Consider the following 26024-nt stretch of genomic DNA (forward strand, 5'->3'; position numbering starts at 1 on the left):
CCATGAAAGTTTTGATCATCAGCCATACCTATATCTCTGCAATAAATCGAGATAAGTGGAAAGTTCTTGCACAAAGACATCCAGATATTACATTGACGGTTGTCTTCCCAACACAATGGGAAAATATCTTGTTTTCATATGACATCAAACAACCCGAACTCGACCAAGAAAAGATGAGCAATTGCTCATTTCTTGCAATTCCAGCATACAACATTGGAAATGAAGTTCGCTACTGTTATCACACAAAAAAGCTTTTAACTCTCTTAAAAGATTGTAAGCCAGATTTAGTGCATGTTGAACAGGGAGCAACAGCGCTCAGCTTTGCTCAAGTCATCCTGTGTTGCAAGTTTTTACGCCTCAAACCCCGATTTACCTTTTTTACCTGGATTAACTGGCGTCCCCAAAAAAGTTTGGGTGACCTTGTATTCTGGAATTTTGTCAGACGCTGGAATCTGCGTAACGTGCACGGTGGCTTTACCGGAAATCATGACGCTGCAAAAATCTTACAAGAAGATGGTTTTACCAAACCAATATGCGTACTTCCGCAACTGGGCATCAGTTTAAAAAAATTTCATCCAGCACCACCAACGGAAAAAAATAACTCAAAGCGGATTGGTTACGTTGGTCGTTTGGTACCTGAAAAAGGGGTACACCTGTTACTGAAGGCATTTGACCAAGTTTCTCGGTCACATCCAGACTGGGAACTCGTGTTTGTTGGTAGAGGTCCAGAGCAAGCAATGCTTCATGAATCAATTCATGATTTAGGTCTTTCCAAGCGTGTTACGATTATCAACCCTGTTCCACATGAGGAAGTAGCAAATCTCATGCGCTCATTCTCGCTGTTTGTACTTCCACCATGCGATACACCGGGATGGAAAGAACAATTTGGCCATGTACTTATTGAGGCGATGGCATGCGGAATTCCAATTCTTGCAAGTAATGCGGGAGAGATCCCCAATGTTGTTGGTGATGCTGGTATAATTTTTGAACAGAAAAATCTTGAGGATTTAACACAAAAATTAGCGCACCTCATCAAAGATTCTGCACTTAGAGAAACACTAGCTCAAGCAGGGCTCAAGCGTGTTGAAAAATTTTATTCGCATGAAGCAATTGCGGATGCAACGTATAATTTCTGGAAAACGATAAATTCGCTGGGTTAACAGGTCTAAAAAACTTATGTTACAATAGTGCTATAAATTTGACTGATACCTGTTAAGCGTGAGGATTTTTAAAATGAAAAACCAAACGGTTACACGTTTTAAAGATGAGTTGCTTAAAATTATTCATAAGCACCTTCCCGGATGCCAAGTCTATCTCTTTGGTTCTCGCGCACGAGCAAGCCACCAAGAAGGTGCCGACATGGATATTGCTCTTGATACTGGAGAAAAAATAGATTTCAGAATACTCTTCAAAATCAAAGATGAAATAGAAGAAACCACTATTCCAGTATTTGTTGATATCATCGATCTCAATTCAGTCTCTAACAGCTTTAAAAATGAGATAAAGCAGGATATGATCCCATGGCAAAACTTGAAATAAAATATCAAGAACTTATCAAGGCTCTTGAATCACTCGACAGAGCAATTGAACTATTTAAGCGAGCTTCTGTGAAGAGGGAACAGATGCTACTCAGATCTCTTGATGAAGATCTTGCAGAGCTATACGGATATGATGAGATCATAAAAAGCTTTAGAGATTCGCTCATCCAGCGTTTTGAATACTCCGTTGATTCTTTTTGGAAACAAATCAAAGATTATTTAGAAATTGTTCTAGGAGAACAACTTGAAATGAAAGGACCTAAGCACATTGTTAGGGCTGCTGGAAAAGATGGTATTTTAAGCGAAGAAGAAGTAACTCAAGCCCTTGAAATGCTTAATCATAGAAACCTTACATCTCATATGTATCGTGAAGAAATTGCTCAAGAAATCAGTGCAATAATCGATAGATACCATCAACTTATGGTGCGTGTCACTCAAAAAATAAAACCTTAATTAAAGACTACTAGATAATACAATTCAATAAAACTCTTGTATGACTGCCTACTTTTTCAGATATAATAATATTTGAAAGGGGGGCTTTTCTTATGAAATTATTATATTTTTTTGCTACAACAAGTCTATTATTATGTTTCAATCAACTTTTTTCTGTTCCCACTTTTGAAGATTTCATCAAAGACATACGCTATCTTTATGCCAACTCAGAAGCTACAATTTCTGAAGATGAAAAAGAAGACTCACAATCAGTTCTCATACGGGGAATGGAACAAGTGTGCAAACAATACATGCAAAAATTCCAACGCATCATGTCAGCAAGAGATTTTAAAGAGATATCTGATTGGTCGCTCACGTTCTTCTTATTCAAATACGCAAAAGAGGGCAAAATTAATGATTTACAAGAACTTATTACAAAATTTCCCAACCTCAAACGAGACCCACAAGATGGTAATGGAAAAATTCCAGCGGATTATGCCCGAGAAAATGGCCATACCGAATGTGAAAATCTTTTGATAATTCAAACATAGACAAACCTTGAACAAATCAAAGCATTGACTTCAATTTCATGAGAAGCATACTTATTTTTATAAGGTAACATACTCATAAAATATTTTTGGAGAGATGTAATGATTCGATCTATACTACTGGTTATAACTTTTTTCTTTGTTTCCTATGCCCAACCAATGAATAAGTTCGAAACAAGTAATTTTAGCGTAAATTTTACCGTAGAACATGAAGAAGAAGATACTTCAGCTATTGATATTAAATGTTCGCAATGCAAAGAAAGCCTTGTTCATTATAATGAAGCTACACTAACCCAGCTTGCAAACATGTTAAAAAATGATGATGAATGGAAGAGCTTTTTACATGAGATTATTACAACAATCAAAGATAACCATTATATTCAAGGTATTTTAGAAAACTTAGAATGGAGATATGGCTTTAAGCTCAAAACGCACGTGACATTTAGAGAAGAAGACCTTGATACTGTTCAAGAAATCATCAACACACTTGTAGCCAACTGCTATTTTTGTCACGAATCAAATGAACCCCAATTTCATAGCTTCTGCCTTAACAAATTAGAGAAATGTACTCAATGTAAGGAAAAAATAGATCGAGATTTTTTATTGCTCCTTCGTCCACCAACAGATATTAACTTTGGTAAAAAATCCATTAAAAATGATATCCATCAACATAAGTGGCTCAAAACTAAAACTATAAAAGAATTCAATGCTTCACTTTTATCTGCAGAGAAAAATGTGCGGCTATATACTCTTTGTATAATCTATCTTTGTTGTATAACGGCGCCTGTTATACTTTTTGGCTCTCTTAATAATCATAAGGGCTTAATAGGTTTAGTTGGTTTTGGTAGCATTCTTTTTGTCTATTTCATGATGTTTACAATTGGTGCAACAGGTAACGATCGCCCCGAAGACAGCGTTACAGAAAGAGCTCTTTTAACCGCAAAAGATTTGAATGTACCCCTTAGATGGTATTTCGCTCAACTTCGAAATAATCATAGATTAAATTTTTATAGTATCGAAACCGAATCATCAAAGCAAGATGATGAAGAAGCGATGAGCATTGAAGAAGAATAGCCAGCTGGCAAGGCTCAGATTCTATCAAGTTGAGTGTCTGGCACTATTACAAAACACTCAACTTGTTCAGTTTAATTTTACAGCAAAATAAATGAATCACTGCTTGCAGAAATACCCGGTTCAAGGGTAAATGTGCTGCTCACGACTCCTAACTCAGCAGGAGTTAGCTTGATTTTATAGTTTTTAAAAATTGACGGGTGCGCGGCTTCAAGTGTTGTAAGAACCGGCAAGTGCGTTGCAACAAATGCAATTGCGTTATCAAACTGAGCAAGTTGCTCAATAAAATCATACGCTGCACGCTGACCAAGCTCAGGATTTGTTCCACTAAACAACGAATCATCAATCAGCACAAAAGCTGATTGCTCTCGATTCAAAGACTTAAGACGCGCTATGCACTGGTCTGCTCGCATAATTTCAGCAACAAACTTTGATTGATTATTGGCAATATCATCAGCAATGTTAATGTAGGTAATAACTTGATCAAATGGCTTGAGCTTAAGCTTTTGAGCTGAACAAATTCCTAGAGTTTGCGCCATCAAAATATTAAGTGCAATCCCCTTCATAAACGTTGACTTACCGGATTTATTTGGTCCAGTCAAAATCATTTTAGAAACAGTTCCTGTAGGTCCACAAGTGATAGAACAGGGAACGGCGCTTGCTCCATCAAGCATCATATTCCAACTATCAACCACTTCAAGGTAGGGCTCTTGTTGTTCAACAAATTCTGCAAAGCAACATTGGCCTTGGGGTACTAATTCTTGATACAATGTGGCGCATGAACTGCAGACATCAAGTTGCGCAAGCGAATGAATTGCTGGCTTAATTTGATCAAGCGCAGTGCTCATGAGCTGATGCGCACGTAATGTTGTACCAACTGATGAAAAATATCCAAGTTCATCATGAATTGAAAAACTTCCATCAGAAATTAAGTTAATAAATTCATGAAGCTCATCATTCTGATGACATTCATAAATTTCCTGAATTTTTTCAAATCCATAACACTGTTGCGCAAGCTCTGGATGTCCTTGAACCAATTCATAAACAGTCCGTAAGGCTCTGAGGGAATATGCACACGCAGCTATTTTTTTATACAAACAATTAACAACATTAAGTCGAGCCATAATATGCTCAATCATCTCTTTAATGCTAAAAAGATGAATACCCAAATGAGCAGCACGTATGCCCCAAAATAAACCTTTTACAAAAGTCGAAGCATCATGATCAGCCTCTAGATGTCCTAAACAAAAATGATGATCATGCCCATGATGATCATCATGATGGTGATCGTGACCGTGATTGCAGTGATGATCGTCGTGATGGTGATTACAATGATGACCATGTTCGTGATGGTCATGTGATTTTTTTGTAATTTTATCCTGCAAATACTCAAGCGCAAAGTGCAAAATTAAATGCTCCACAACCGGACTAAGCAAGCTTGCTCCATGCATAAGATTAAGAATATCTAAGGCTAGAGGACTTTTATTAAGTGATTCAACTAACGAGAAATTAAAATAAAAGCCCTTGAGAATTTCTTGAGTCAAAGTATCAATTTGTTGGTGATCGGCAAAGCCATATGCAAAAAGCTCAAAGTCTTTGAGCGCAGCACAGAGCTTTTCATGCTGTTCTGGATGCTCACAAAACCATTGTATAAGCAGCTGTCGCCCTTGAAGAGCTTTGATATCTGTTGTTGGACTTGCAATCTGATTTTTAAGCTGCTGCTTTCCGACAGAAGTACAAGTACGATCAAGCTTGCTATAAAAGCCATCATGCGAAGCATTAGGCGACCCAAAGAGCTCTAAATCTTTTTCTTCAAACGATGTGATAACTGTTGCTCCTGATTGTCCTTGTAAGTCACCAGATACACCAAATAAGAATCCAAATAAAACTATTCCAAAAACTACACGCATATTTTTTACAATTAATTTAATCACGATATTCCTGCCTACACGTTTTTTACGCTTAATTCGACCTAAATAATAAATCCTAATTGAATAAATAATTTACTTTATTTGATCCCAAAAGAAAAGTATCATCCTATTCTATCGTTCTTAAAAGAGCAAGTCCACAGCCATAATTTCTTTCTAGAAGAACCCTGTATTGCATGCTATGCTTACCTGCAAGCTCACCATTTATTCAAAAAAGGAGATGAACGTGAGAACAATTGCTGTCATTGGAGCCGGCTATGTCGGCCTTGTAACCGGCGCATGCTTTGCTCAAAAGGGCAATCGCGTCATTGTTGTGGAGAACAATCAGTCAAAAATTGATCAACTTCTTCAAGGATCTATACCCTTTTACGAACCGGGACTCGATGTTCTAGTAAGTAATTGCATCAAAGAAAAAACCCTTCAATTTGTTAAAAATATTTATGTTGCACTCCAGCATAAGCCTGAACTCATTTTTTCATGCGTTGGAACACCGCCACTTGCAAGCGGTGCGGCTGATCTTTCGTACGTTTGGAATGTAGCACGCGAAATCGGCAGAACAATCACCGATTACTGTGTCGTTATTAACAAGTCTACTGTTCCAGTTGGAACAGCGCTTCAAGTCAAACATATTATTCAAGAAGAGCTTCAAGCTCGTGGAGTATCAGTTAATTTTGATGTCGCATCAAACCCTGAATTTTTAAAAGAAGGCGATGCGCTCAGTGACTTCTTACAACCTGACCGAGTTGTTATTGGTACTGAATCTGAACGCGCACGAACAGCTCTTGAAGCACTCTATAAACCATTTCTGCATACCGAGGGACAGCTTGTTTGCATGAACATTCCTTCTGCAGAACTCACCAAGTATGCTTCAAATGCCATGCTTGCAACACGCATTAGCTTCATGAACCAAATTGCACTGCTCGCCGATAAAGTTGGCGCTGACATTGACCAGATAAAACAGGGAATGGCAAAAGACCGTCGCATCGGCCCTCACTTCTTGAATGCAGGTATTGGTTATGGCGGAAGCTGCTTTCCAAAAGATGTTAAAGCGCTTCTCCATACGGGGACAGAGAACGAACAGGAAATGTCACTGGTTAAAGAAGTTGATGCCGTGAATGAGTTGCAGCGTAAACAATTTATTCAAACCATTATCAACCACTACGACTCAAGCATTGGTCAAAAAAAAGTTGGTATCTGGGGGCTTGCATTCAAGCCTGAAACCGATGACATTCGCTGTGCTCCATCACTTGATGTAATTAATGCACTTCTTGAACACGGCGCAAAGGTTTATGCATACGACCCGGTTGCAATGCCCAATATTAAAGCACAATTTGAAAAGGCTATCACCTATACTCGAACAGCAGATGAAATTCTTGAGCTTGCTGATTTTCTTATCGTTCTTACAGAATGGAAAGAATTTATACGTCATGAGCCAGCACATTTCACCAAGCTTACTGATAAAACTGTTTTTGATGGACGCAATTGCTTTGATCCAACGCTAATGACCGCAGCAGGGCTCACGTACTTTTGTATTGGTCGAAATCAATCAACAAATACTTCCTATGCTCTTTTAAAATTTGATAGAAGTTTATCTCGTGCTCATCAATAAAAATTGCTTAAGCTCACCATAAACTTTTAAATTTTTTTATCTGAATAGGAGATCGAAGGTATGAGATTATATCAATCTATCAGAGCACTCTTCTTATTGAGTGCTCTTTTTTTTAAGCATGCAGATGGCTCGAACCTAAACGGCACAGCAGCCGTCGTCTATAAAAATCAACATCATGTTTTTTCAAACGGAGAAAGCGCACTCGGGTATGTCCGCATGAACGGCGGCTTTACCGTCAAGCCTGGTGCCACCGCAACACTTGATACGGTTGTTTCCGTTTCTGGCAGTATTGATTTGCGTGAAACAGGAGTTCTTCAACTGCTCAAAGATCTAAATCTTGATGCAGGTGTAACATGGTCCAGTGGTGGTTACATCAAAGGACGTAGCCGAGCGTTGATTCTAAACGACACACTCTCAATCCCCGCTTCAAAAATTATCCACATTTCAGATGATACGATTATTGACGGTAACGGGAATACACTCTTATTAAACGATTATGCGCAAATTTTTGTTGATAACAATGTAACGCTTACGCTACGAAACTTGGTTGTATGCAACACCAAAAACAACGTGAATAACCCCTGCCTCAGAATTAGCGGTAACCGTGGCAAGCTTGCGCTTGATAACGTTGAACTCGCCATGGCAAATGATATGGCATTAGCGCAAGGACAACTTTACTTCCACAACGAAGTTATTTTTACCGGAAGCTCTACATTCATTTATAATTCCCCTGAAGCAAGTTTCATTACACGCTCTGGAGTTGTAAAGTTTGATAAAGGAACAACGTTTTCATTTGCTCCAACGAGCACTGCAGATCATCTGTTCAAACTTCAAGACAAAACATCAACACTCTATTTAAATGGTTGCACACTGAAGACAACAAGTTCTGGTATGCGATTAACCAAAGGCAATTTAATTCTTGATAACAAAATTGTTTTAGAGAGCAATCCAGGAAATGGTTCAATGCCTGCAACTTTAACCTTACTTGATGACGCCGATTACACAACAACATCTGGAGGTTTAAATATTTCCGCATGGCATCCAAACGGAAATGTGCTCGCCATTGGAGGACAAAGAGTTCTCAGCACTCCAGGCTTTGCAAATCACAACGAACTACGACTTTTTTCATTTGATGGAGCAATCCTAACAGCTCTAACCAGCCAAGACTATGGAACCAATTTTAATAACCAAGTGCAAGCACTTGCATGGACTCCAGATGGACGATTTCTTGCTGTTGGGGGAACACTTGCAGATACCGTTGGGGGCTTTGCAAATACTGATGAGCTACGAATTTACAGTTTTAACGGGTCAACACTTACGGCTGTTACCAGCCAACCATACGGCACTGCAGGAGCTGGGCAAATTTATGATCTTTCATGGAATCCTGATGGAAAAACAATTGCTCTTGTTGGACGAATTCAAGCAGCTGTTGGTGGATTTCCTTCAACAGACTCTATTCGGCTGTATAGCTTTAATGGAACGTCACTCACTGCACTAACCAGCCAGCCATACGGCCCAGGAAGTCAAACGCTTAGAGTCGCCTGGTCACCCGATGGTAAGACACTTGCAATTGGTGGTGGGTCACCCACTGCCGTGGGTGGTTTTGCAAATACCGATCAACTTCGTTTGTATAGTTTTAATGGATCTACGCTTACGGCATTAACAAGTAGCTCTTATGGCTCAAGTTCAGCCTTCAATGTTTATGCACTTGCATGGTCACCTGACGGAAAATCCCTAGCATTTGGCGGAGACCTTGGTGGTGGTCCAGTACCAAACCAATTGAGAGTGTGCTCTTTTACAGGAAATACATTGAAATTAACAGCAGGCCAACCATATGGAATTCAAATAACATGGATTGATTGGTCACCGGACGGAAAGACTCTTGCTGTTACTGGACAAAGCACAGGAACTGAACTATTTGACTTTTCAAGCACAACAACTCTTAATGCTATAACAACGGTTTCGATTGCTTCATACACACCAACAGTACGATGGGCACCTAATGGCAAAACGCTTTCGCTCAGTGCATATAGCCCAACAAGTGGAAATGAATTGCAATTGTACAGCGTAGGTTTTTCTCAGGAATCGTTTCCTCAATCTTATTCCCGCTCGATTATTTTTGGCAACAGTGCTTTGGGTAGCTCAAGTAATTTGAATGCCGAAGTGCTGGGCGCTGCGCACGTAACAATTAACGGCATTGTCAATGACGACTCGGTGTAAATTTTTTAGAATAGAGCATGAAAAAAATATTATTCATACATCATGGAAAAGGACTGGGCGGTGCGCCGCTCAGTCTCCTATACTTGGTTGAATCGCTTGATACAACCAAGTATACGCCAATTGTTTTGTTTTTGCATCACTCTGAAGTGATTGAACTTTTTAAAGAACGGGGCATCCAAACAGTTGGACCGGTCAACGTCTACGACTTTGCACATACTAAAATTTGGTGGTTTGGGTGGCGACACGCGCATCACCTTGCACGAGCAATTAAAGACACCATTAAAACAATGTTGTTTATCGCACCAAAAATACTTGCTCATATCAAGCCGGATCTTGTACACCTGAACACCAGTTCATTACTGGGCTGGGGCATTACTGCGCGGAAAAAAAATATCCCACTTGTCTGGCACATTCGTGAGCCGCTTGCTTCTGGGTATTTTGGCATTCGCAAAAAAATTGTACAACAAACCGTTAAGCGCTACGCTGACGCAATTGTGCCTATTTGTAAGCACGATGCAACGCCATGGGCTCATAACAAAAAAACACACGTTGTCTACAACGCCGTACACGAAAAATATTTTAATGAAAAATCTGATGTAACATCGTTTTTCGCATCGCACGGAGTGCCAAAAGATGACCCCAAAATTCTTTTTGTTGGTGGCCTTTCCAAAGAAAAAGGAACGCTTGAAATTTTAAAAATTTTTCAAAAAGTTCTTATAAAAATTCCAAATGCAAAACTGTTGCTCGCAGGCTACCTGCACAAGCAAGCACTCAGTTGGAAACAATTAATCCATCGAATTTATCCGGCAAGCAATTATGCTCATCAGATTCATGTGCTACTTGAGGAGCTTGGTTCATCAGTCATTCAACTCGGCTCCATTCGCAACATTCCTGCAGCAATGACTGCAAGCAATGTTATAGTATTTCCTGCAACCGTTGGCCACTTTGCACGACCAATTATCGAGGCCGGATTTATGAAGAGACCGGTCGTAGTATCAGCCCTTGCACCGCTTGATGAGCTCGTTATTGATGATAAAACAGGTTTTTTAGTTGCTATTAATAATCATCAATTATGGGCAGAAAAGTTGTGCTTATTGTTGACTGACAAGCTCTTAGCACAGAGAATGGGTAATGCTGCGTATGCTTTTTGTAGAGAAAAATTTAGCCTGCCTGAGCAGGTACAAAAGATAGAAAAAATTTATACTGAGCTCTTGACCAAGGAGTCGCATGAATAAGCAAACACTCAAAGATTCCGTTAAAAACTACTGGAATCAAGCAAGCTGTGGAACAGAATTTATTAATAAGCAAAAGTTCTCACCCGAATACTTTCAGGCAATCGAAGAATTCAGGTATCGCATAGAACCTGAAATTTTCTCCTTTGCACAGTTCACCCGATTTCATGGTAAAAAAATGCTGGAGGTTGGGGTTGGTGCAGGAAGTGACTTTTTGCAATGGGTCCGCGCTGGCACACAGGCGCATGGCATTGATTTGACCGCTGAAGCAATTGAAAATGTTAAACAACGCTTAGCTGTTTATAATCTGCAAGCAACAGATCTACAAGTAGCTGATGCTGAACAACTGCCATACGCTGATAACTCATTTGATCTGGTTTACTCATGGGGCGTCATTCACCACTCACCCGACACAGAAAAGTGTTTGGCTGAAATTGTGCGCGTTACCAAACCAGGCGGCACAATTAAGATTATGATTTATAACCGCTACTCACTCTTTGCTTTTTATCGCTATCTTGCATGCGCACTTTTCAAGGGCAAGCCGTTCAAAAGTTTTAAATCGGTCTTGTTTGATCATCAAGAAAGCCCAGGAACTAAAGCTTACACGTTTGCTGAAGCAAAAAAGATGATTGCTGCGCATCCTGTAAAAACTGTCTCACTGAACGCTCAAGTTTCAGCGCATGATCTGCTCTACTACAAAGGACGCTTTGTTCAATTTTTTGCATACGTTGCAGCATGCCTTTTTGGCTGGCGTCGTGTGGGATGGTTTATGACTCTTGAATTACAAAAAAAATAAGGGCTGAAATTTCCAGCCCTTATAAATTCGTATAACTTTTATACTTTATTTATTACGTTCAGTTATCAACTGATACGAGGTTTTAATGCCAACGGCGTTATAAAGTTTTTTGTATTTATTAAATGTTGCAGTTGGATCATTAACTTGTACCAATTGCTTTTTAAGCATTGTTTTATCAAGTGAACCAATAAGCGTTTTTATATCTGCATCAGAACAGTTATTCATAAATGCTTGATGAGGTGTCAACACACTGTTCACAGCTCCAGACCGAGCATCTTCTCGATTCATAACAACAACATGCGCCAATGCATTTTGAAAGTCGATTGCTTCAAGAGATGTAAGATTTACTGTCGGTTTTGGTGTTGTCACTACAACAGGCTTTGTTACCGCAACTGCCGGTTTGGGCGTATAAGCTGGTGGTAAAGGCGGAGGCGTTGGTATCGATGACGACTGCTTTGCAGGAGGAAGCGGTGGTGGCACAGGTATCGTTACTTTGCTTCCAGGAAGCGGTGGAGGTACCGGAATCTTGCTACCAGGCAACGGTGGCGCTGGAGGCGGTGGAGGTGGCGTACCTGACAATGGTGATGGCATTGCAAACGGTTCTACCGGTTGATCATGTTTTTCTGTTGCAGTTGCATTGGCTCCCTGTTTTTTCCCAAAAAAAGCTTCTAGTGCTGCCTTGCGATCATCACCAAGCTTACCTGGAACCTCTTCTTGAGCTGTAGCCGAGGAACCTGAAGAAGCCGCTTGTTTTTTCGCAAAAAAATCTTCTAGTGCTTTCTTGCGATCAGCGCTCAACTTTCCTGGAGTTCCTTCTGAATCTTTTAATTTTTCAGAAACTGGGTCAACTTTTTTTCCACCGTAACGCTCCTCGAGCTTTGCTTTGAGAGCATCAAGTTTGGGGCTTAATTTCCCAGGAGCAGTTTTTTGCTCTTTTTGAAATTCCAAAGTATTAAGCAACTCTTTTTTCCGTTGATCAGAAATTTTGCTCGGCTTAATTTGAGGCTCATCTTCAGAAGAAAGCTCTTGGCCTTTACGAATTTTTTCTTCTCTGATTTGACGCTGAAGCTCAAGCGCTTCAAGAGCACTAAGCCCTGCTTTTTGATCTTCTTTTTCAATTACAGATTGCTTAGATTCACCTGGCAAAGCATCTTTAAGAACACCTAGTTCCTCATCAATACTTATTGGACTCTCTTGAACTCGACATTCAAGATTAGCAACAAGCAGGATCGAAATCGCTATGATTCCCGAAATAAATTTATTCTTCATCATACTCTCTCTTTTTTATTTGTTTCGTTCAGTTATCAATTGATAAGAAGTTTTAATACCAACGGCGTTATAAAGTTTCTTATATTTATTGAATGTTGTAGTTGGATCACTCACCTGGACTAATTGCTTTTTAAGCATTACTTGATCAAGTGAACCAATAATCGTTTTTAGATCTTCATCAGAACACTTATTCATAAATGCTTGATGAGGTGTCAATAGACTATTCACAGCACCTGAACGAGCATCTTCTCTATTCATTATAGAAATCTGCATTAATGCATTTTTAAAATTAATTGCTTCAAATGATGTATAATTCAAAACAGGTTTTTCAGCTCGAGCTGCACGCTGAATTTCAAGCGCCTCAAGAGCCTTAACCTGAGCAACTTCTGCACCTTGAGCCGCTTTTTCCTGCTCCCACAAATCTTTAAGATGAGCTTTGCGCTTTGCCTCTAGCTCTTGCTCCAATTTTGCAATCTTATCTTGCGCTTGATTTTTATCAGTCGACGCTTGACGCTCTTTAAGCTCCTGCAATGTTTTAATATGCCCAAGTACATCAGCCCCAGTGGGCACTTGCTCTTGGCTTGTAAAATCACGTCCTTGCTTCATAAGTACGAGTAAATTTTTCACCCTACTTAATTCATCACCTGACAGCGTTGTTGTTTCTGGATTGGAGTTACGGTCAAGCCAATCAACTAAGATTTGATCAACAACCTTGGAAAGACGTATTTCATAATCACGCATTTTCTCTTCAGGAACAGTAGTATATCGATATACAAGAATACCCGAATCAGGATTCAGCAACATATCATTGGTAAAAAGCAAGCGTGCCTGCACCATGTTTGGTTCTTTAAATTGATCAGGAAGAACTTTGAATCGCTCCAAAAAAGTTGAAACTTTAAAACGCCCATCGTTTACTGCTTTAAAAAGAAGATCTATTTGAGCCCTAAACGTTTGCTCACCTCTCATATGCGCATCTTGTACTCTTTCAAGGTAAGCACGTATTTCATCCATTTTTCCACCGTAGATACTTCCAAACATTTCCACAATAAATTCAGGATTGTCTGGATCATTTGGAATACCGTGCCGCCAAGAAAGATATGCTATTTTATCAGCCATATTTTTTGGAATAAAAATTTGATACAGCGTCCCTTCTGGCGTTGCAATAATTTCATAAATTTCTCGCAACTCATCAATAAACCTTTTGTTCAAACCTGCTTTTTCAAAAAAACCGGGTAAAATTTTTGCCAATGGATCGAAATGAGATAACCCGGTAACAAAATAATTCCACGTTGTTTCGCCTCCAATACCAATACCACCAAAAGGTGAAAGATTAACCGACATGATAAAAGTCTTCACATCCGAAATATTATCATCAATCAATCCGCGCGCTTCAATTTCTTTTTTTAAAAATTCATCGGCAGTACTGTAGGTATCAAATATTGGGTCATTCCATCGAAAGAATACAAAATTTTTAATGTTTGCTTTTAATGCAAAAAACTCATAAAACTTTTTATAAAGATCTTGAACTAAGCGAAACCGAGGGTCACAAGAATGATAAAAAGTATAATAATTTTGGTGTGCACGCTCTTGTTTTATGAGATCTTGAACAAGCTCATTTTTATCATCAACTTGAAACTGTTCTTTTACTTTATCTAGAAGCGTTCCCCTTCTATTAGGAATGGCAAAGTGAGCCTCTATTTGAGTCATTTTTTTTTTAGGTTTTTGAGTTGTTTTTTTTGATTCTTGCTTGGTTTGTTTTTTTATAACTTGCGCTTTAAGAGATTTAACGCCTATCAAAGTAACCAATCCAAAAGAACAAACAATAAAGCTTAAGATCCCTGATAATCGTAAAATTCCCCTCATAGCTCCCCCCCCCACTTTATATTTGTAGAGCAATCGGGCTAGAATACTCCAGCCCGTTACCCCTCAAGTATTAACGTTTTTTCTATTTATTTCGCTCATCGATCAGTTTAAGTGTATTTGAAATACCAATAGCTTTATAAAGGTTTTTGTATCTATTGAAAGTTGATGTTGGATCACTCACCTGCACCAATACTTTTTTAAGTACTGATTGATTGAGCGAACTCATTATATTTTTCATATCAACATCAGAAGATTGTGCAATAAAAGTTTGATGTGGCGCTAATAGATTATTAATCGCACCTGAACGAGCATCTTCTATTGTCATTCCCATCACCTGTTTCAACGTAGCTTTCAAACTCATCGATTCTTGGGATAATGATTCTACTTCAGATTTCCCAGCCTGAGCTATACGCTGAATTTCAAGCGCTTCAAGAGCCTTAGCTTGAGCAGCCTCTGCAGCTTGAGCCGCTTTCTCTTGCTCCCAGAGCTCTTTAAGCTGAGCCTTGCGCTTTGCTTCAAGGTTCTGTTCAAGCTTAGAAACTTCAGATTTTGCTTTTGCTTGAGCTTCTTGATCAACTGATGCCTGCCGCTCCTTGAGTTCTTGCAATGCTTTAATATGTGCCAAGGTATCAGCTCCAGATGGGGCCTCTGTTTGTCCGGTAAACTCTCTCCCTTGCTTCATAAGGCTCATCAGGTTTCGAGCTCTACCAAGCTCTTCGCTGGATAGCTTTGAGCTTGCAGAATTTGAATTTCGATCTAACCAATCAATTAAAATTTCATCAATAAGTCGAGCTAGTTTTTCTCGATACTCCTGCATTTTCCCAGCAAGAACATCTTCATATCGGTAGATAATAATTCCAGAATCAGGATTAAGAAGCTCATTATTGGTAAAAACTAATCGAGCTTGAACATAATTCATAACTTTTGTTGGATTGGTTCGATATGAATCAAGAAAAGTTGATAACCTATACTTGCCTGTAGTCATTGACTTAAGCATGTCATTGAGGGCGTCACTATAAATTTTCTCACCTCGAGCAGAAGCTGCTTGAATTTCATCAACTTTTTGCTGCAAATCGGCATACCGTGTAAATATTCCCGCTTTGCCGAAAATCTCCTGAAGTTTTTCTTCATTGAGCGGAATACCAAGCCTCCACGATAAATAACCTATTTTATCAGCCATACCCTTAGGAATAAAAATCTGAAAAAAACTTCCAGTTGGCGTGTCAATTGAAGCCCCAAGCTCCTGAAGCCGTGGTATAAACTTTTCGTCAAGTCCAAAAGTTTTAAAAATACCCGCTAAAAAACCTGCTTGTCGTGCAGGGTCCATGATACCTGTACCTGTTGCATAAAAGTTATATGTCGACTCTCCAGGAATACCTGTGTTTCCAAATGGTGATAAATTAGCTGATAAAAGAAAAAAATTTACCTTGTTGTCGTCAATAATGCCTTTTTCTGCAAATTGTTTTTTTATAAAATTTTCGGCAGTATCAATGTCGCTAAAAACAGGGTCTTGGCAACGGAGGAAAGTAAAATTCTTTATTTTTGCCTTGAGAGCAAAAAATTCATAAAATGCCTTGTAGGCATCTTGATTTATACGTAGTGATGGAGTTTGAGCATGGTAAAAATCATAGTGGGTGTCCCAATGCTCATGGGCTCGAGCATTCATTTGCTGAACCATTTCTGGTAAATCATCAATACCAAAATTCTTTTTTACTATATCTTGAAAAAATGCTGCTTTAATTTTTTTTTTCACACTCGGAAGGCTTAAGTGTGCCTCGATTTGAGTCATTTTCTTCTTCTGAGCAGAAGGCTTTTTTGGTTTATAAATTGATTGCTTAGCCTCTTGAACTCGTGCCTCAAGCGATGCTTTAAAAAAGAAGGTCCCTAATCCAAAAAATAAAAGTGCTACACTAAACGTTCCCCAAATAAGTCGATTCTCCTTCATGTTTTCTCCCCATTTTCTTTATGATATGATCAAGTTTGTATTAAAAAATATAAACACTTCTAACTTACTTTAATTTACTATTAGAAATGATATCAATGGTTTTACAACAAAACCTAAAAACATATAGCCCAAGCTTATTTTTGTTTTTTAAACTCAAGAGCAATTTTTTTAAGTTTTAGTTTCAAAACCTCTAGATGTGATAACAGACCCCTCCAAGCACATTACCCTTTTTGACAATCGGTTTTTATGCTAACCTAGAGAGCATTACTCAAGTAGCGAAAGGGAAATACTTATGAATATTCATGACGAAACAGACAATAAATCAACAACTCATGGCCAACCAGAGTCTCAAACTGATGCACCATTCACCAATGAAAATAGCATTGAAGAAACCGCAAACGACTATAGAGCACAGTTCTTGCGAGCTTCTGCAGATTTTGCTAACTACAAACGCCGGGTAGAAAAAGAGCGACTTGAATGGATGCAAACAGCACAAAGTTCAATTTTGCAAAAAGTTCTTCCGATTATTGACGATCTTGAACGTGCACTTGCTCATACTCAAAACAATGTATCAACAGAACAAAACCCTTGGGTAGAAGGCTTCATTCTTATTCAAAAGAATGCACAAAAATTGCTCGCCGACCTTGGAGTTGAGCTGATTGATGCTTCAGGAACATTTGATCCCGAGCTCCACGAAGCTCTTGTCAGCGTTCAAGTTGATAACAAGCAAGAAGGACAAATTGTCGACGTACTCCGTAAAGGATACCTCTTTAAAGGCAAAGTTCTTCGGCACACACAGGTAACTGTGGCAAAATAAAAAAAACTTCGACTTTTCCAGGATCATTACGGCAAGGAAAATCATGGCTGATTCAAAGCTTATACAAGAATCCTCTCTTCCGCGCGTACGCTGGTATAAAAAAGGTCGCCGTTTTAAATTGCCCAAATTAAGGCTGAGGAATAAGATTCATCTGGTTCCTCACCTTTTTACACTGGGAAATGCTTTTTTTGGTTTTTGCTCGATTATTTTTGCCGCTCATGACCATTTAGTAGCAGCGGGCTATCTTATTTTGCTCGGTGCACTTATGGACGCACTCGATGGACGCGTTGCTCGCTTTCTTGGCCAAGCAAGTGATTTTGGGATGCAGCTTGATTCACTGTGCGATGCTATCTCATTTTGCTGCGCGCCGGCCCTTTTAATCTATTTTTGGCAGCTCAAAAAGATTGGTTTTTTTGGGTTGGTTATCTGCTCGATCTTCCTCCTAGCGGGACTTCTACGACTTGCTCGGTTTAACCTGAGCCATGTACAGCAATCCCACACCTTTATTGGACTTCCTTCAACTATTGCCGGATGTTTTTTGGCAACAATGCTCATCAACAGCCAATACATTGTTTTTAGCGCATTTTTAAGCACCGTACTTGGAGCGCTCGTTCTGAGTCTTTCAGTGCTTATGATCAGCAAGGTTCCATTTCCCGCATTTAAAAAAGTTACACGTAACGTCTATGCGCTGGGTGCGCTCTCTCTGCTTGCGTTCACCATCATTATGGGTTTTACCAAAGTTTTACTCGCTATTTTCGTCGCCTATTTTGCATATGCTTTTACATTTGCACTGATAACTAAACGCTGAGCTTGGCTTGGTCATTTAACTGAATGTTTGGTAGAATTTCTAGACAGTACTTTTTATCACAAAGCTTTAATACAAAAGTAGAAGGAAGGTAATCAATGAAGGCAGGAATAAAAATTGCACTGGTACTCCTGATTGGGGGGATTGTTCTTGGTGGTGGTATTTTCGGCTATAAGCTCTACCAAAAATATCTTGCTATTTCTGGTGCCGTTGAGCTGCTCGAAATGGCCCACAGCAAAACAAAGTCACTCAAGAGTAAAAAGAAACAATCAAAAAAAATTGCCGAAACGAAATCATCAAAAAGCCCATCAAACTGGTTAGAAGTTCAGCAAAAGGTTAAGGATACCGTTGTCCAAGTTTTTGCAAACATCTCTGAATTTAACTGGCTTGAACCCTATAAAACTCCTGAACAAAGCAAAAGTGCAGGAAGTGGTTTTTTCATTAATGAAGAAGGTGACATTGTCACTAACTACCATGTTGTTGCTCAAGCTGCATGTGTACAAATTCAGATTCCATCATTTGGCATGGAGCGCTTTGATGCCAGCATTGTTGGAGTAAGCCCTGATCGAGATATAGCATTACTTAAGCTTACCGATGCAGCACGTGCAAAAATTTCACAACGCATTAATCCAATCCCCTATTTAGAACTTGATGATTCTGACAATATTTTACGCTCTCAAGAGGTACTCGCATTGGGTTATCCACTAGGACAAGCTCGCGTAAAAAGCACACTTGGTATTGTGAGCGGACGCGAACGACTTGGCTACTTTGGTTATATTCAAATTACCGCAGCGCTCAACCCAGGAAACTCTGGCGGCCCAGCGCTCAACTCGGTTGGAAAAGTAATCGGCATCAATAATTGTGGCGTTATGGAAGCTCAAAATGTTGGGTATATTATCCCGATTAACGAAGTAAAAAGCGCTCTGCAAGATTTGTATAAAGTTCCATTGCTGCGCAAACCAACACTGGGCTGTATTTTTACCGTTGCAACTCCTGAGATGGTCAGCTTTTTGGGCAACCCCGGAAGTGGCGGCTGGTACATTGCTAAAGTATTTGAAGACACCTTGCTTGAAGCGGTAGGCATTAAAGAAGATGATATGCTTTATGCGGTCAATGATAACCGCGTTGATATTTATGGTGAAATGAATGTTGACTGGAGCGAAGATAAAGTTTCTCTTTTTGAATACCTCAATCGACTTACTATCGGCGATACCATCAATTTCTTGATTTATCGCAAAGGTGAACGTAAAGAATTTACCTTCAAGCTCGAGCACAAGTACTTGCCCTCAGTCAGATCTATCTATCCAGAATTTGAACCTGAAGCGGTCGATTATGAGGTTATCGGTGGTATGGTTGTGATGCAATTGACCCTCAATCATATCGGCAGAATGATTCAGCGCTGCCCAGATTTAGTTCGTTTTGGACGTGTTGAAGCGCAGCATGAACCATCACTGGTCATTACCTATATTCAACAAAACTCTCAGGCCGATAAAGCACGTGTACTGCGACCAGGAGAAATTATTGAAGCAATCAATGGTGAAAAGGTAAAAACACTTGATGAATTTAGAAAAGCGGCTCTTAAGAGTGCTGATAACAACTACCTCACCATTCGTACCGAAGATAAGCTGTATGGCGTTCTTGCTCTTGATAAAATTATCAAAGATGAAGACTCACTCTGTTCTCAATATTTCTTCAGAAAATCGAACTTGGTTCGAAGACTTGCAGATTTATCAAGCACCGGAACAGCCACACTGAGTGCATAAAAACGATATCAAAACAAACATTTTCTTCATTATGCTCAACATATCGTGTTATATGTTTTTTACGAGTAAAAAACATATAACACGATAGAAAAACCCAAATACCCTCTTGCTCTTGTTCAAATTGGGTTTTTTTATAAAATTTGATGAGACCTATGAATAAATTATTTTTTTTAACCTTATTTCTACTCAATGTTAATACTGCTACAGGATCCCTAGAAATGTCTTTGAACAAGCTACATAATAGCCTGCAAGACTTAAGGAACCGACTCACAACGCTAAGAGATAACCTCAACAAATTAAAAAGTACGCTATCTGGGAAGCAAGTTGACCAACCTGAGGAAGTAAAAAAAATTGTATACGATAAAATTGACTACCTAGAGATCCCTGAAGACGACCTTGATCTTCCTTTTCCAGAAAATATTAGGCAAAATTTTCCCAACACAAGTGTTTTTGAAAAATTTTATCAGTACTTTAAACAAAAATATTTAAGCACAGCGGTTTTGGATAATAAATGCCAAGCCTGGATTAAATATCCAGAGCACTACAAAATTCACATTTCTGATGAAGAATTTGAAGAGTCTCGTCTTCATGACGAACTCAATTTATTGGGCGTTCTTGAATCTGAAAAAAAATTCGAAGAACTCAAAAAAACCGCAACACCTGAGATGCTCAAGAAATTAAACAAACAGCTAATGGATACAAATTATTTTATGAAAATAGCTGAGCTCAAAGATAGAGCAACAAACAACGTTATCCTAGCTCAGAAACAAAGAGCCCGCGGAATAAATTTATTCAATCACCTTCCAATAGCATTAGATACCATTGGTCGAGCTTGTTTTGAAAAGTATGTTCTTGATGCATGCCTTGCATACATTAATCAGCATGACCCAAACCGCATGGCTTCTGCAAACGATGAGCTTTGGGTTTATACTAATTTTTTAAAAAAATTTATTACTCAAAACCTGTCTAGTTCAGCCGAAAATCTTGTATTAAATAATGCAGCCGAACTTACCATACAATCTCTGGATGATATGTACTTTCATGCAGAAAGAGACCCCGACTCGGACTATCCATCCAGCTCAAAAAATTTTGTCTGGTGCCATTGTTTATTAGGAAGACTACTTGAATGTAATGATATCCATCCTGATATCAGAAAATCGCTTCAGAGTAATTCCTTAAAGTATCCACTATGCTATCTTATCTATGAGACAATGCACATAACGCTTAATCACAATTACTTCCTCATCAATAAATTGGCACATCTTTTTAACTGGGATAAAAATGTTGAAATTCCCAAAAAAGTTTCATTTCATATCGGATTCGAACAGGCTTTTGGTGAAATAATAAACCTTTTTGTCGACAATGAAAAAATGGTTGAAAGTAAATTGCTCATACAAACTCAAAAAAAAGAATTTGCTGATAAAGGAGAAATCCTACTAAGAGACGGTCACCCTCGGAATATTATTTACGGAAAAAAGCGAGAAATACCACTCGCTTCTGATCCAGTAATAGATGCCAATACAAAAAATTTACCGTACAACGACAACAAAAATGAATTTCAATGGTCACAAATAACAGCAACGAATGATCATCCCTCTGCTGTAACAGACAATGATCTTCGTTATGCGATAAAGCTTCATCTCTCTCGCCATTCTTGTTACAGCGTAGGACTCATTCCTCGAGACCTCGTTGAAGTGATAAAACTTCCAATAGAAAAAGAAATAGAAAAAGCAAAAATTATACGTAAGTACATAATAAATCCTAAAGAACAAGATCGATTAGATAATGAATTTAAAAAACTACGCCGCATTGTAGCTATTGGCACAGTCCTTTCTGGTGTTGGAGATTTTACAAAATCAAATGACATAAATACTCGTTTCAAGGACATTCTTAACGAAAAAACCAGTGAGATTATTCTTAAGAATAAGGCCACTCAAATCAGTCAGCTCTTCACTGAACAAATTAAAGTTAATAGTTATTACATCAAGGAGGATAATACAAAAGAGCAAGATGCTCATATTACACTTCATTCAATTAATCAAGAAGAATGGCTTGGTGTATTTTCCTACCTTAAATCAATTCTCAATCGTTCACTTGACGGCGACGCTAACCTAGAAAAACAGCACAAAAATATAAACGCTTTCATAAAAGCACTCAAAGAAAATTCTATGCAAGAAAGACTTGAGAAAATCATGACTGATAAAAAAGATAAAGACTGTCTTGAACCGATTTATAAAGCACTTTATAAGATTTTTCCAAGCTGATGCTTACGAATTAGTTTTCAGAAAAATTAGTTATTTACTGCTCGGTTTGGTAAAATTCCTAAACAATACTTTCACTGGTTGTTGTATCGCAAAGAATGAACTCAATAACAGCACACAAGAACGATATATTTATTATGAAAAACCCAAAAGAACGTCTTGACGCTCGCGTATTACGCGAACACCCTCACCTAACCCGTAACCAAGTACAAGGCTTTATTATACAAGGCAAAGTATTGGTTGACGGCAAAGCAATGACTAAATCTGGAACACAAATCACCGCTGAAAATGTTGTTGAGTTGACCATACAAGACCCTAAGTTTGTCAGCCGAGCTGGGTTTAAACTTGAAGAGGCGCTCAAGCAGTTTGGCGTTGACGTAACTGGCCTCACGGTTGTTGACGCAGGTATTTCCACAGGCGGCTTTACCGATTGCCTTTTGCAGCAAGGCGCCAAGCGAGTGTATGGCGTTGATGTTGGCTATGGCCAAGTGCACGAAAAGATTCGTACCGACCCACGCGTTGTTTTGCTTGAAAAAACCAATCTGCGACTTCTTGAACGACTTCCGGAGCAGGTTGACTTAGCAACGCTTGATTTGTCATTTATCTCACTCCTTAAAGTAATCCCTGCTATAAAAAACTTACTTAAACCGGATGGTAGAATTGTTGCACTCATCAAGCCTCAATTTGAAGCTGAGCGACACGAAGTAAGCCGTGGTGGAGTTATTAAAGAAGATGCCATTCACCAACGCATTATTCAGCAAATCAAGACTGGCATGGAAGAATTTGGATTTACCTTGGTCCACGTTATTGAGTCACCTATTGTTGGTGCAACATCAGGGAATAAAGAATTTCTTGGATACTTTGTTTCAAAACAATAAGAAAATTATCTGAACAAATCAAAAGCCCCTCGACCTAAAATCGAGGGGCTTTTTAAATTACTTAGTTTAAAGCTTAGTTAGCTGGATTAACAATTACAACTCTCATTGGAGCTGGATCCGCTGTAGCGCTCCATAAACCGGCATTTATACCAGCATTATTAACAATCTTATCAGCTTTTTTCTGAAGAGGATTACCAACATAATCCATAAACAACTTACAAATGATAAGAGTAGTCACCGTTGCGCATGCAGTTTTCACGCCTGACTCAAGAATGCTTGCAGACCACTCTGGAAGTTTAAAATCGCTGCAATCTTTTTCAATCAGACGCATAAACTTAATCCCAAAACCTTCAGCTGCATTACCAAAATCAACACCACAGGTTGTAATGTCGGTCATGATAGCAGTTGCTTTGTTATAGAATTCCATTGTTGATTCATCGGTTGGAGAAACCAAGGTAAAGTAAGCATTCAAAAATGCATAGTCACTTGCATCCAAATTTGCTCCGCCCTTACGAATATCAATGAGCAAGCTTGGCTTTTTAGCAAAGGTCAAACCTTTTTCAGCAATCTTATTTTCAAGGTATTGTCGTACCGACTTAAATTCTTCAGCATTGCGAAGAACCCACTTCATTGCAACACCATCGGTCATTTCATCAACAAGAAATGTTCCAGGATATGTTTCTTGAGGCAAGATACCGGTTAAGGTCAAAGCACCTGCAATCATGCAACCAATGTAAGACTCTCTAAAGCCATCGTATTTACGATCAATTTGAATACCCGCATCAAGCGCTTTAACTGTTCTTCTGACAGGAATAAGTGCCTCTAAATCTTGAGCTGTTTTTGCAAGACGAGGACTGCCGTCGATTTCAGTACCACACATAACCGATGTAAAGGTATTTTCTGCGGGATCAAAACGAAGCATGTACGGATATTTTGCGCCAACCGATTTAAAAACTACAAACGGTTCTGCAATAGTTAACGGAAAGCTTGTAAACCCAGCTTTTTTTTCAACTAATTCAGCTTCTGGACTTACAAAATCTGCATGCAGATTTACTGCTGTAGCACATGCAAGAGCAAGAACGCCACTTGCAATAAATTTTCTCAACATCATGGTAACTCCACCATAAAAACACCTAAACCGACTGGCATGCCCGAAGCACACACATTTTTTACTCGTATGGCCATTGTATAATAATGAGCACTTTTTTCAAGAAAATAGTCGCTACCTCATGCTAGCAATAAAGCCGATGGGATCATTCTTTTATTAATTTATTCAGACAGAATATAAGAGGTGTTATTTAATTAAATATTTGCCCGCCAGAATAGCAAAGAGCGCAACCAGGGCAATTGGAGCAAGTGCAATCCAAGCAGAACAACCATACGCAACCAAAAAATCAAGGAGTGCTTGGCTCGTCAAAAACAGTGGATAAGCTGCACATAATGCAATCCAGCGCAATCTGTTATGCCCATACCAAACCGTAAATAATAGTATTGTTATCAACGAATACAAAAGAACGTAAAAATATGATGTTATTATTTTAAGCAACTGATACAAAAGCTTATTAACAACGGAATTTGGCAGCTGTTTATAGGCATGCACAATAATTGGATACAAATTAAGAGCTGTTGGCACTTGATCTTCAAGTGAAAGCTGCGAAAATAATTCAGGGAAAGTCATAACCTTTTGACTAATTGGTAGACACTGATGCGCCATTGCGTCAAAGCTACTTCCCTGTTCAATAGAGAGCTGATTTGCCTCAAGATCAACTGAAAAATTTGAACCTATAAGCGCCTGCTCAATTGAGAAATCTGGAGACATGGTAAGCACTGTTATGTTTTGCCCACTGTTAGTACCCATATCAAGCATACCAATATGACAAAAGCGACTATCACTTAATTGAATCCAGCGATGAACAAGTAACTGTGGTGCTTTTTGTTTAAAATGCTTTACTTTAAATTGCTCAGCTTTGAACGCAAGCTTACAAACAAACAATTCTTTACTCACCATAACAACGCCTGCAAACAAGCATCCTGCCAGCACAAATAACCGAATGAGCTCTTTGTTGTTGATATTAAGCATCATCATGAGTTCCCACTCATGATGCACATAAAACTCTCTGAGTAATAACCCTGTTGCAAGCCAACACCCCACCGCACAGTTATCAACAAGCACTGGAAGGGCATTAAGCCCTAAGAACATTCCAATATGCGCAAACGATGCATGCGATACACGCATAAGCTTTTCAAAAAGCTCAATAAGCGTCAACAGAGCTGTAAGTAAAAGAGTTATCGTACCAACATAATAACAATAGCGTTTAAAAAAATACCGGATAAAAACCATAAAGAGTAAGCGCTATGTTAATTTTTTTGCTCGATCGAGCAAAGATTTTGGAGTCACTAAGCCGCAAGAAACAATAGCCTTAATCGCCTCTTCAAATGAAATGTCGGTATGCGTGATATCATATTCTGACATAATAAAGAAATATCCGCTTGAAGGATTTGGAGAGTTGGGCATAAAAACCTTATAATACTTTTCTCCAGGCTTTCCGCGCTCAGTTTCAGGAAGAAGTTGTTGATAGGTAAATTCTGCTGATTCAAGTAAAAATGCAAGATGATATTGTCCTTTTTGTGGATAGGGAATCAAAACAACTTTTTTTCCTGAATAATCGCTTTCGGAAAGCTTGAAAAAATCCACCAATGTTTTTACCGCTGAATAAATAATACGAATAAGCGGAATGCGAATAATGAGCGATTCAAAATAATGAACAATACTGTTAACAATAAAAACTTTAAGGACAACCCCAATAAACAAAATAATTATCGTTACAATAATGAACTGTGATCCGGGAATTTGCTTGAGAAATTGAGGCTCAATCTGGTGCAATGGCTGCAAAATTCTTACTAAAAAGTTATACGCAAATCCAATAAAAAATACAGTGGCCGCTAAGGGAATTATGGTAAAAAGACCACTTAAAAAAAGCGTCTGAAATGCTTGTGTAATTCTGTTCGTAAAACTTTGTTCTTTTTCGTTCATCATATATCTCCCAAT

The 26024-nt window shown here is 38.8% G+C and carries 21 protein-coding genes; 14 read left to right on the forward strand and 7 right to left on the reverse strand.

Going from position 1 to position 26024, the window contains the following annotated elements; translation table 11 throughout:
* Positions 1-2: 2 nt before the first annotated feature.
* The 5 genes from JST56_03535 (at position 3) to JST56_03555 (ending at position 3592) form a co-directional block, all read left to right on the forward strand.
* The gene (locus tag JST56_03535; GenBank protein MBS1988041.1) at positions 3-1160 is read left to right on the forward strand and encodes a glycosyltransferase family 4 protein; all 1158 of its coding nucleotides are present in this window, start codon (positions 3-5) and stop codon (positions 1158-1160) included.
* Between the two features lie 73 nt (positions 1161-1233).
* Positions 1234-1539 carry a nucleotidyltransferase domain-containing protein gene (locus tag JST56_03540; protein MBS1988042.1) on the forward strand — a complete coding sequence of 102 codons (306 nt, stop codon included), beginning with the start codon at positions 1234-1236 and terminating at the stop codon, positions 1537-1539.
* Entirely contained in the window at positions 1521-1991 is a 471-nt protein-coding gene (locus tag JST56_03545; protein MBS1988043.1) for a nucleotidyltransferase substrate binding protein, read from the forward strand. Before JST56_03540 ends, JST56_03545 begins: the two co-directional genes overlap by 19 nt.
* A 92-nt stretch (positions 1992-2083) precedes the next feature.
* Positions 2084-2521, forward strand: a complete 438-nt coding sequence (locus JST56_03550; GenBank protein MBS1988044.1) for a hypothetical protein — start codon at positions 2084-2086, stop codon at positions 2519-2521.
* Between the two features lie 99 nt (positions 2522-2620).
* Positions 2621-3592 carry a hypothetical protein gene (locus JST56_03555; protein ID MBS1988045.1) on the forward strand — a complete coding sequence of 324 codons (972 nt, stop codon included), beginning with the start codon at positions 2621-2623 and terminating at the stop codon, positions 3590-3592.
* A 77-nt stretch (positions 3593-3669) separates the two neighbouring features.
* Here the strand turns inward: JST56_03555 and JST56_03560 are convergent, their stop codons facing one another.
* Positions 3670-5523: a hypothetical protein gene (locus tag JST56_03560; GenBank protein MBS1988046.1), complete on the reverse strand. Its 1854-nt coding sequence runs from the start codon at positions 5521-5523 to the stop codon at positions 3670-3672.
* A gap of 214 nt (positions 5524-5737) precedes the next feature.
* Here JST56_03560 and JST56_03565 point away from each other — a divergent pair, with 214 nt between their 5' ends.
* Genes JST56_03565 through JST56_03580 form a run of 4 tightly spaced genes read left to right on the forward strand, consistent with a single transcriptional unit; the run spans position 5738 to position 11374 of the window.
* Entirely contained in the window at positions 5738-7126 is a 1389-nt protein-coding gene (locus JST56_03565) for a UDP-glucose/GDP-mannose dehydrogenase family protein (GenBank protein ID MBS1988047.1), read from the forward strand.
* Between the two features lie 60 nt (positions 7127-7186).
* Complete coding sequence (locus JST56_03570) at positions 7187-9346, forward strand: PD40 domain-containing protein (GenBank protein ID MBS1988048.1); 2160 nt, start codon at positions 7187-7189, stop codon at positions 9344-9346.
* A 17-nt stretch (positions 9347-9363) separates the two neighbouring features.
* Positions 9364-10581, forward strand: coding sequence for a glycosyltransferase family 4 protein (locus JST56_03575; GenBank protein MBS1988049.1), 1218 nt, complete (start codon positions 9364-9366; stop codon positions 10579-10581).
* Positions 10574-11374 (forward strand): class I SAM-dependent methyltransferase, encoded by an 801-nt coding sequence (locus JST56_03580; GenBank protein MBS1988050.1) that lies wholly within the window; start codon positions 10574-10576, stop codon positions 11372-11374. The genes JST56_03575 and JST56_03580 overlap by 8 nt, the downstream gene beginning before the upstream one ends.
* A 45-nt stretch (positions 11375-11419) precedes the next feature.
* Here JST56_03580 and JST56_03585 read toward each other — a convergent pair whose 3' ends face one another.
* The 3 genes from JST56_03585 to JST56_03595 all read right to left on the reverse strand — a co-directional run bounded on the left by JST56_03585 (position 11420) and on the right by JST56_03595 (position 16451).
* The gene (locus JST56_03585; GenBank protein ID MBS1988051.1) at positions 11420-12646 is read right to left on the reverse strand and encodes a hypothetical protein; all 1227 of its coding nucleotides are present in this window, start codon (positions 12644-12646) and stop codon (positions 11420-11422) included.
* A gap of 12 nt (positions 12647-12658) precedes the next feature.
* Positions 12659-14506 carry a cell envelope integrity protein TolA gene (locus JST56_03590; GenBank protein ID MBS1988052.1) on the reverse strand — a complete coding sequence of 616 codons (1848 nt, stop codon included), beginning with the start codon at positions 14504-14506 and terminating at the stop codon, positions 12659-12661.
* Positions 14507-14588: 82 nt separating this feature from the next.
* Positions 14589-16451, reverse strand: coding sequence for a hypothetical protein (locus tag JST56_03595; GenBank protein MBS1988053.1), 1863 nt, complete (start codon positions 16449-16451; stop codon positions 14589-14591).
* A 292-nt stretch (positions 16452-16743) separates the two neighbouring features.
* Between JST56_03595 and JST56_03600 the strand changes: the two genes are divergently transcribed.
* The 5 genes from JST56_03600 (at position 16744) to JST56_03620 (ending at position 22975) form a co-directional block, all read left to right on the forward strand.
* The gene (locus tag JST56_03600; protein MBS1988054.1) at positions 16744-17268 is read left to right on the forward strand and encodes a nucleotide exchange factor GrpE; all 525 of its coding nucleotides are present in this window, start codon (positions 16744-16746) and stop codon (positions 17266-17268) included.
* A gap of 43 nt (positions 17269-17311) precedes the next feature.
* Positions 17312-18076 (forward strand): CDP-diacylglycerol--serine O-phosphatidyltransferase, encoded by a 765-nt coding sequence (gene pssA, locus JST56_03605; protein MBS1988055.1) that lies wholly within the window; start codon positions 17312-17314, stop codon positions 18074-18076.
* Positions 18077-18171: 95 nt separating this feature from the next.
* A complete protein-coding gene (locus JST56_03610) occupies positions 18172-19836 on the forward strand; it encodes a trypsin-like peptidase domain-containing protein (protein MBS1988056.1) in 1665 nt (554 codons plus the stop codon).
* A gap of 152 nt (positions 19837-19988) precedes the next feature.
* Complete coding sequence (locus tag JST56_03615; GenBank protein MBS1988057.1) at positions 19989-22100, forward strand: hypothetical protein; 2112 nt, start codon at positions 19989-19991, stop codon at positions 22098-22100.
* A 134-nt stretch (positions 22101-22234) separates the two neighbouring features.
* Positions 22235-22975, forward strand: a complete 741-nt coding sequence (locus JST56_03620) for a TlyA family RNA methyltransferase (protein MBS1988058.1) — start codon at positions 22235-22237, stop codon at positions 22973-22975.
* 73 nt (positions 22976-23048) lie between these two features.
* Here JST56_03620 and JST56_03625 read toward each other — a convergent pair whose 3' ends face one another.
* The 3 genes from JST56_03625 to JST56_03635 all read right to left on the reverse strand — a co-directional run bounded on the left by JST56_03625 (position 23049) and on the right by JST56_03635 (position 26012).
* Complete coding sequence (locus JST56_03625) at positions 23049-24086, reverse strand: hypothetical protein (GenBank protein MBS1988059.1); 1038 nt, start codon at positions 24084-24086, stop codon at positions 23049-23051.
* A gap of 183 nt (positions 24087-24269) precedes the next feature.
* Positions 24270-25316 (reverse strand): LptF/LptG family permease, encoded by a 1047-nt coding sequence (locus JST56_03630; protein MBS1988060.1) that lies wholly within the window; start codon positions 25314-25316, stop codon positions 24270-24272.
* Positions 25317-25328: 12 nt separating this feature from the next.
* Positions 25329-26012: a DUF502 domain-containing protein gene (locus JST56_03635; protein MBS1988061.1), complete on the reverse strand. Its 684-nt coding sequence runs from the start codon at positions 26010-26012 to the stop codon at positions 25329-25331.
* Positions 26013-26024 lie beyond the last annotated feature (12 nt).

This window comes from Candidatus Dependentiae bacterium, assembly GCA_018266175.1.
In the GTDB taxonomy this organism is placed as follows: domain Bacteria; phylum Babelota; class Babeliae; order Babelales; family RVW-14; genus JAFEAY01.

Coding starts and splice junctions, on each gene's coding strand:
- JST56_03575 (MBS1988049.1), top strand. CDS start 9,364: ATGAAAAAAATATTATTCATACATCATGGAAAAGGACTGGGCGGTGCG.
- JST56_03600 (MBS1988054.1), top strand. CDS start 16,744: ATGAATATTCATGACGAAACAGACAATAAATCAACAACTCATGGCCAA.
- JST56_03635 (MBS1988061.1), bottom strand. CDS start 26,012: ATGATGAACGAAAAAGAACAAAGTTTTACGAACAGAATTACACAAGCA.
- JST56_03595 (MBS1988053.1), bottom strand. CDS start 16,451: ATGAAGGAGAATCGACTTATTTGGGGAACGTTTAGTGTAGCACTTTTA.
- pssA (MBS1988055.1), top strand. CDS start 17,312: ATGGCTGATTCAAAGCTTATACAAGAATCCTCTCTTCCGCGCGTACGC.
- JST56_03630 (MBS1988060.1), bottom strand. CDS start 25,316: ATGGTTTTTATCCGGTATTTTTTTAAACGCTATTGTTATTATGTTGGT.
- JST56_03570 (MBS1988048.1), top strand. CDS start 7,187: ATGAGATTATATCAATCTATCAGAGCACTCTTCTTATTGAGTGCTCTT.
- JST56_03545 (MBS1988043.1), top strand. CDS start 1,521: ATGGCAAAACTTGAAATAAAATATCAAGAACTTATCAAGGCTCTTGAA.
- JST56_03590 (MBS1988052.1), bottom strand. CDS start 14,506: ATGAGGGGAATTTTACGATTATCAGGGATCTTAAGCTTTATTGTTTGT.
- JST56_03620 (MBS1988058.1), top strand. CDS start 22,235: ATGAAAAACCCAAAAGAACGTCTTGACGCTCGCGTATTACGCGAACAC.
- JST56_03585 (MBS1988051.1), bottom strand. CDS start 12,646: ATGATGAAGAATAAATTTATTTCGGGAATCATAGCGATTTCGATCCTG.
- JST56_03555 (MBS1988045.1), top strand. CDS start 2,621: ATGATTCGATCTATACTACTGGTTATAACTTTTTTCTTTGTTTCCTAT.
- JST56_03610 (MBS1988056.1), top strand. CDS start 18,172: ATGAAGGCAGGAATAAAAATTGCACTGGTACTCCTGATTGGGGGGATT.
- JST56_03550 (MBS1988044.1), top strand. CDS start 2,084: ATGAAATTATTATATTTTTTTGCTACAACAAGTCTATTATTATGTTTC.
- JST56_03580 (MBS1988050.1), top strand. CDS start 10,574: ATGAATAAGCAAACACTCAAAGATTCCGTTAAAAACTACTGGAATCAA.
- JST56_03615 (MBS1988057.1), top strand. CDS start 19,989: ATGAATAAATTATTTTTTTTAACCTTATTTCTACTCAATGTTAATACT.
- JST56_03535 (MBS1988041.1), top strand. CDS start 3: ATGAAAGTTTTGATCATCAGCCATACCTATATCTCTGCAATAAATCGA.
- JST56_03540 (MBS1988042.1), top strand. CDS start 1,234: ATGAAAAACCAAACGGTTACACGTTTTAAAGATGAGTTGCTTAAAATT.
- JST56_03565 (MBS1988047.1), top strand. CDS start 5,738: ATGAACGTGAGAACAATTGCTGTCATTGGAGCCGGCTATGTCGGCCTT.
- JST56_03625 (MBS1988059.1), bottom strand. CDS start 24,086: ATGATGTTGAGAAAATTTATTGCAAGTGGCGTTCTTGCTCTTGCATGT.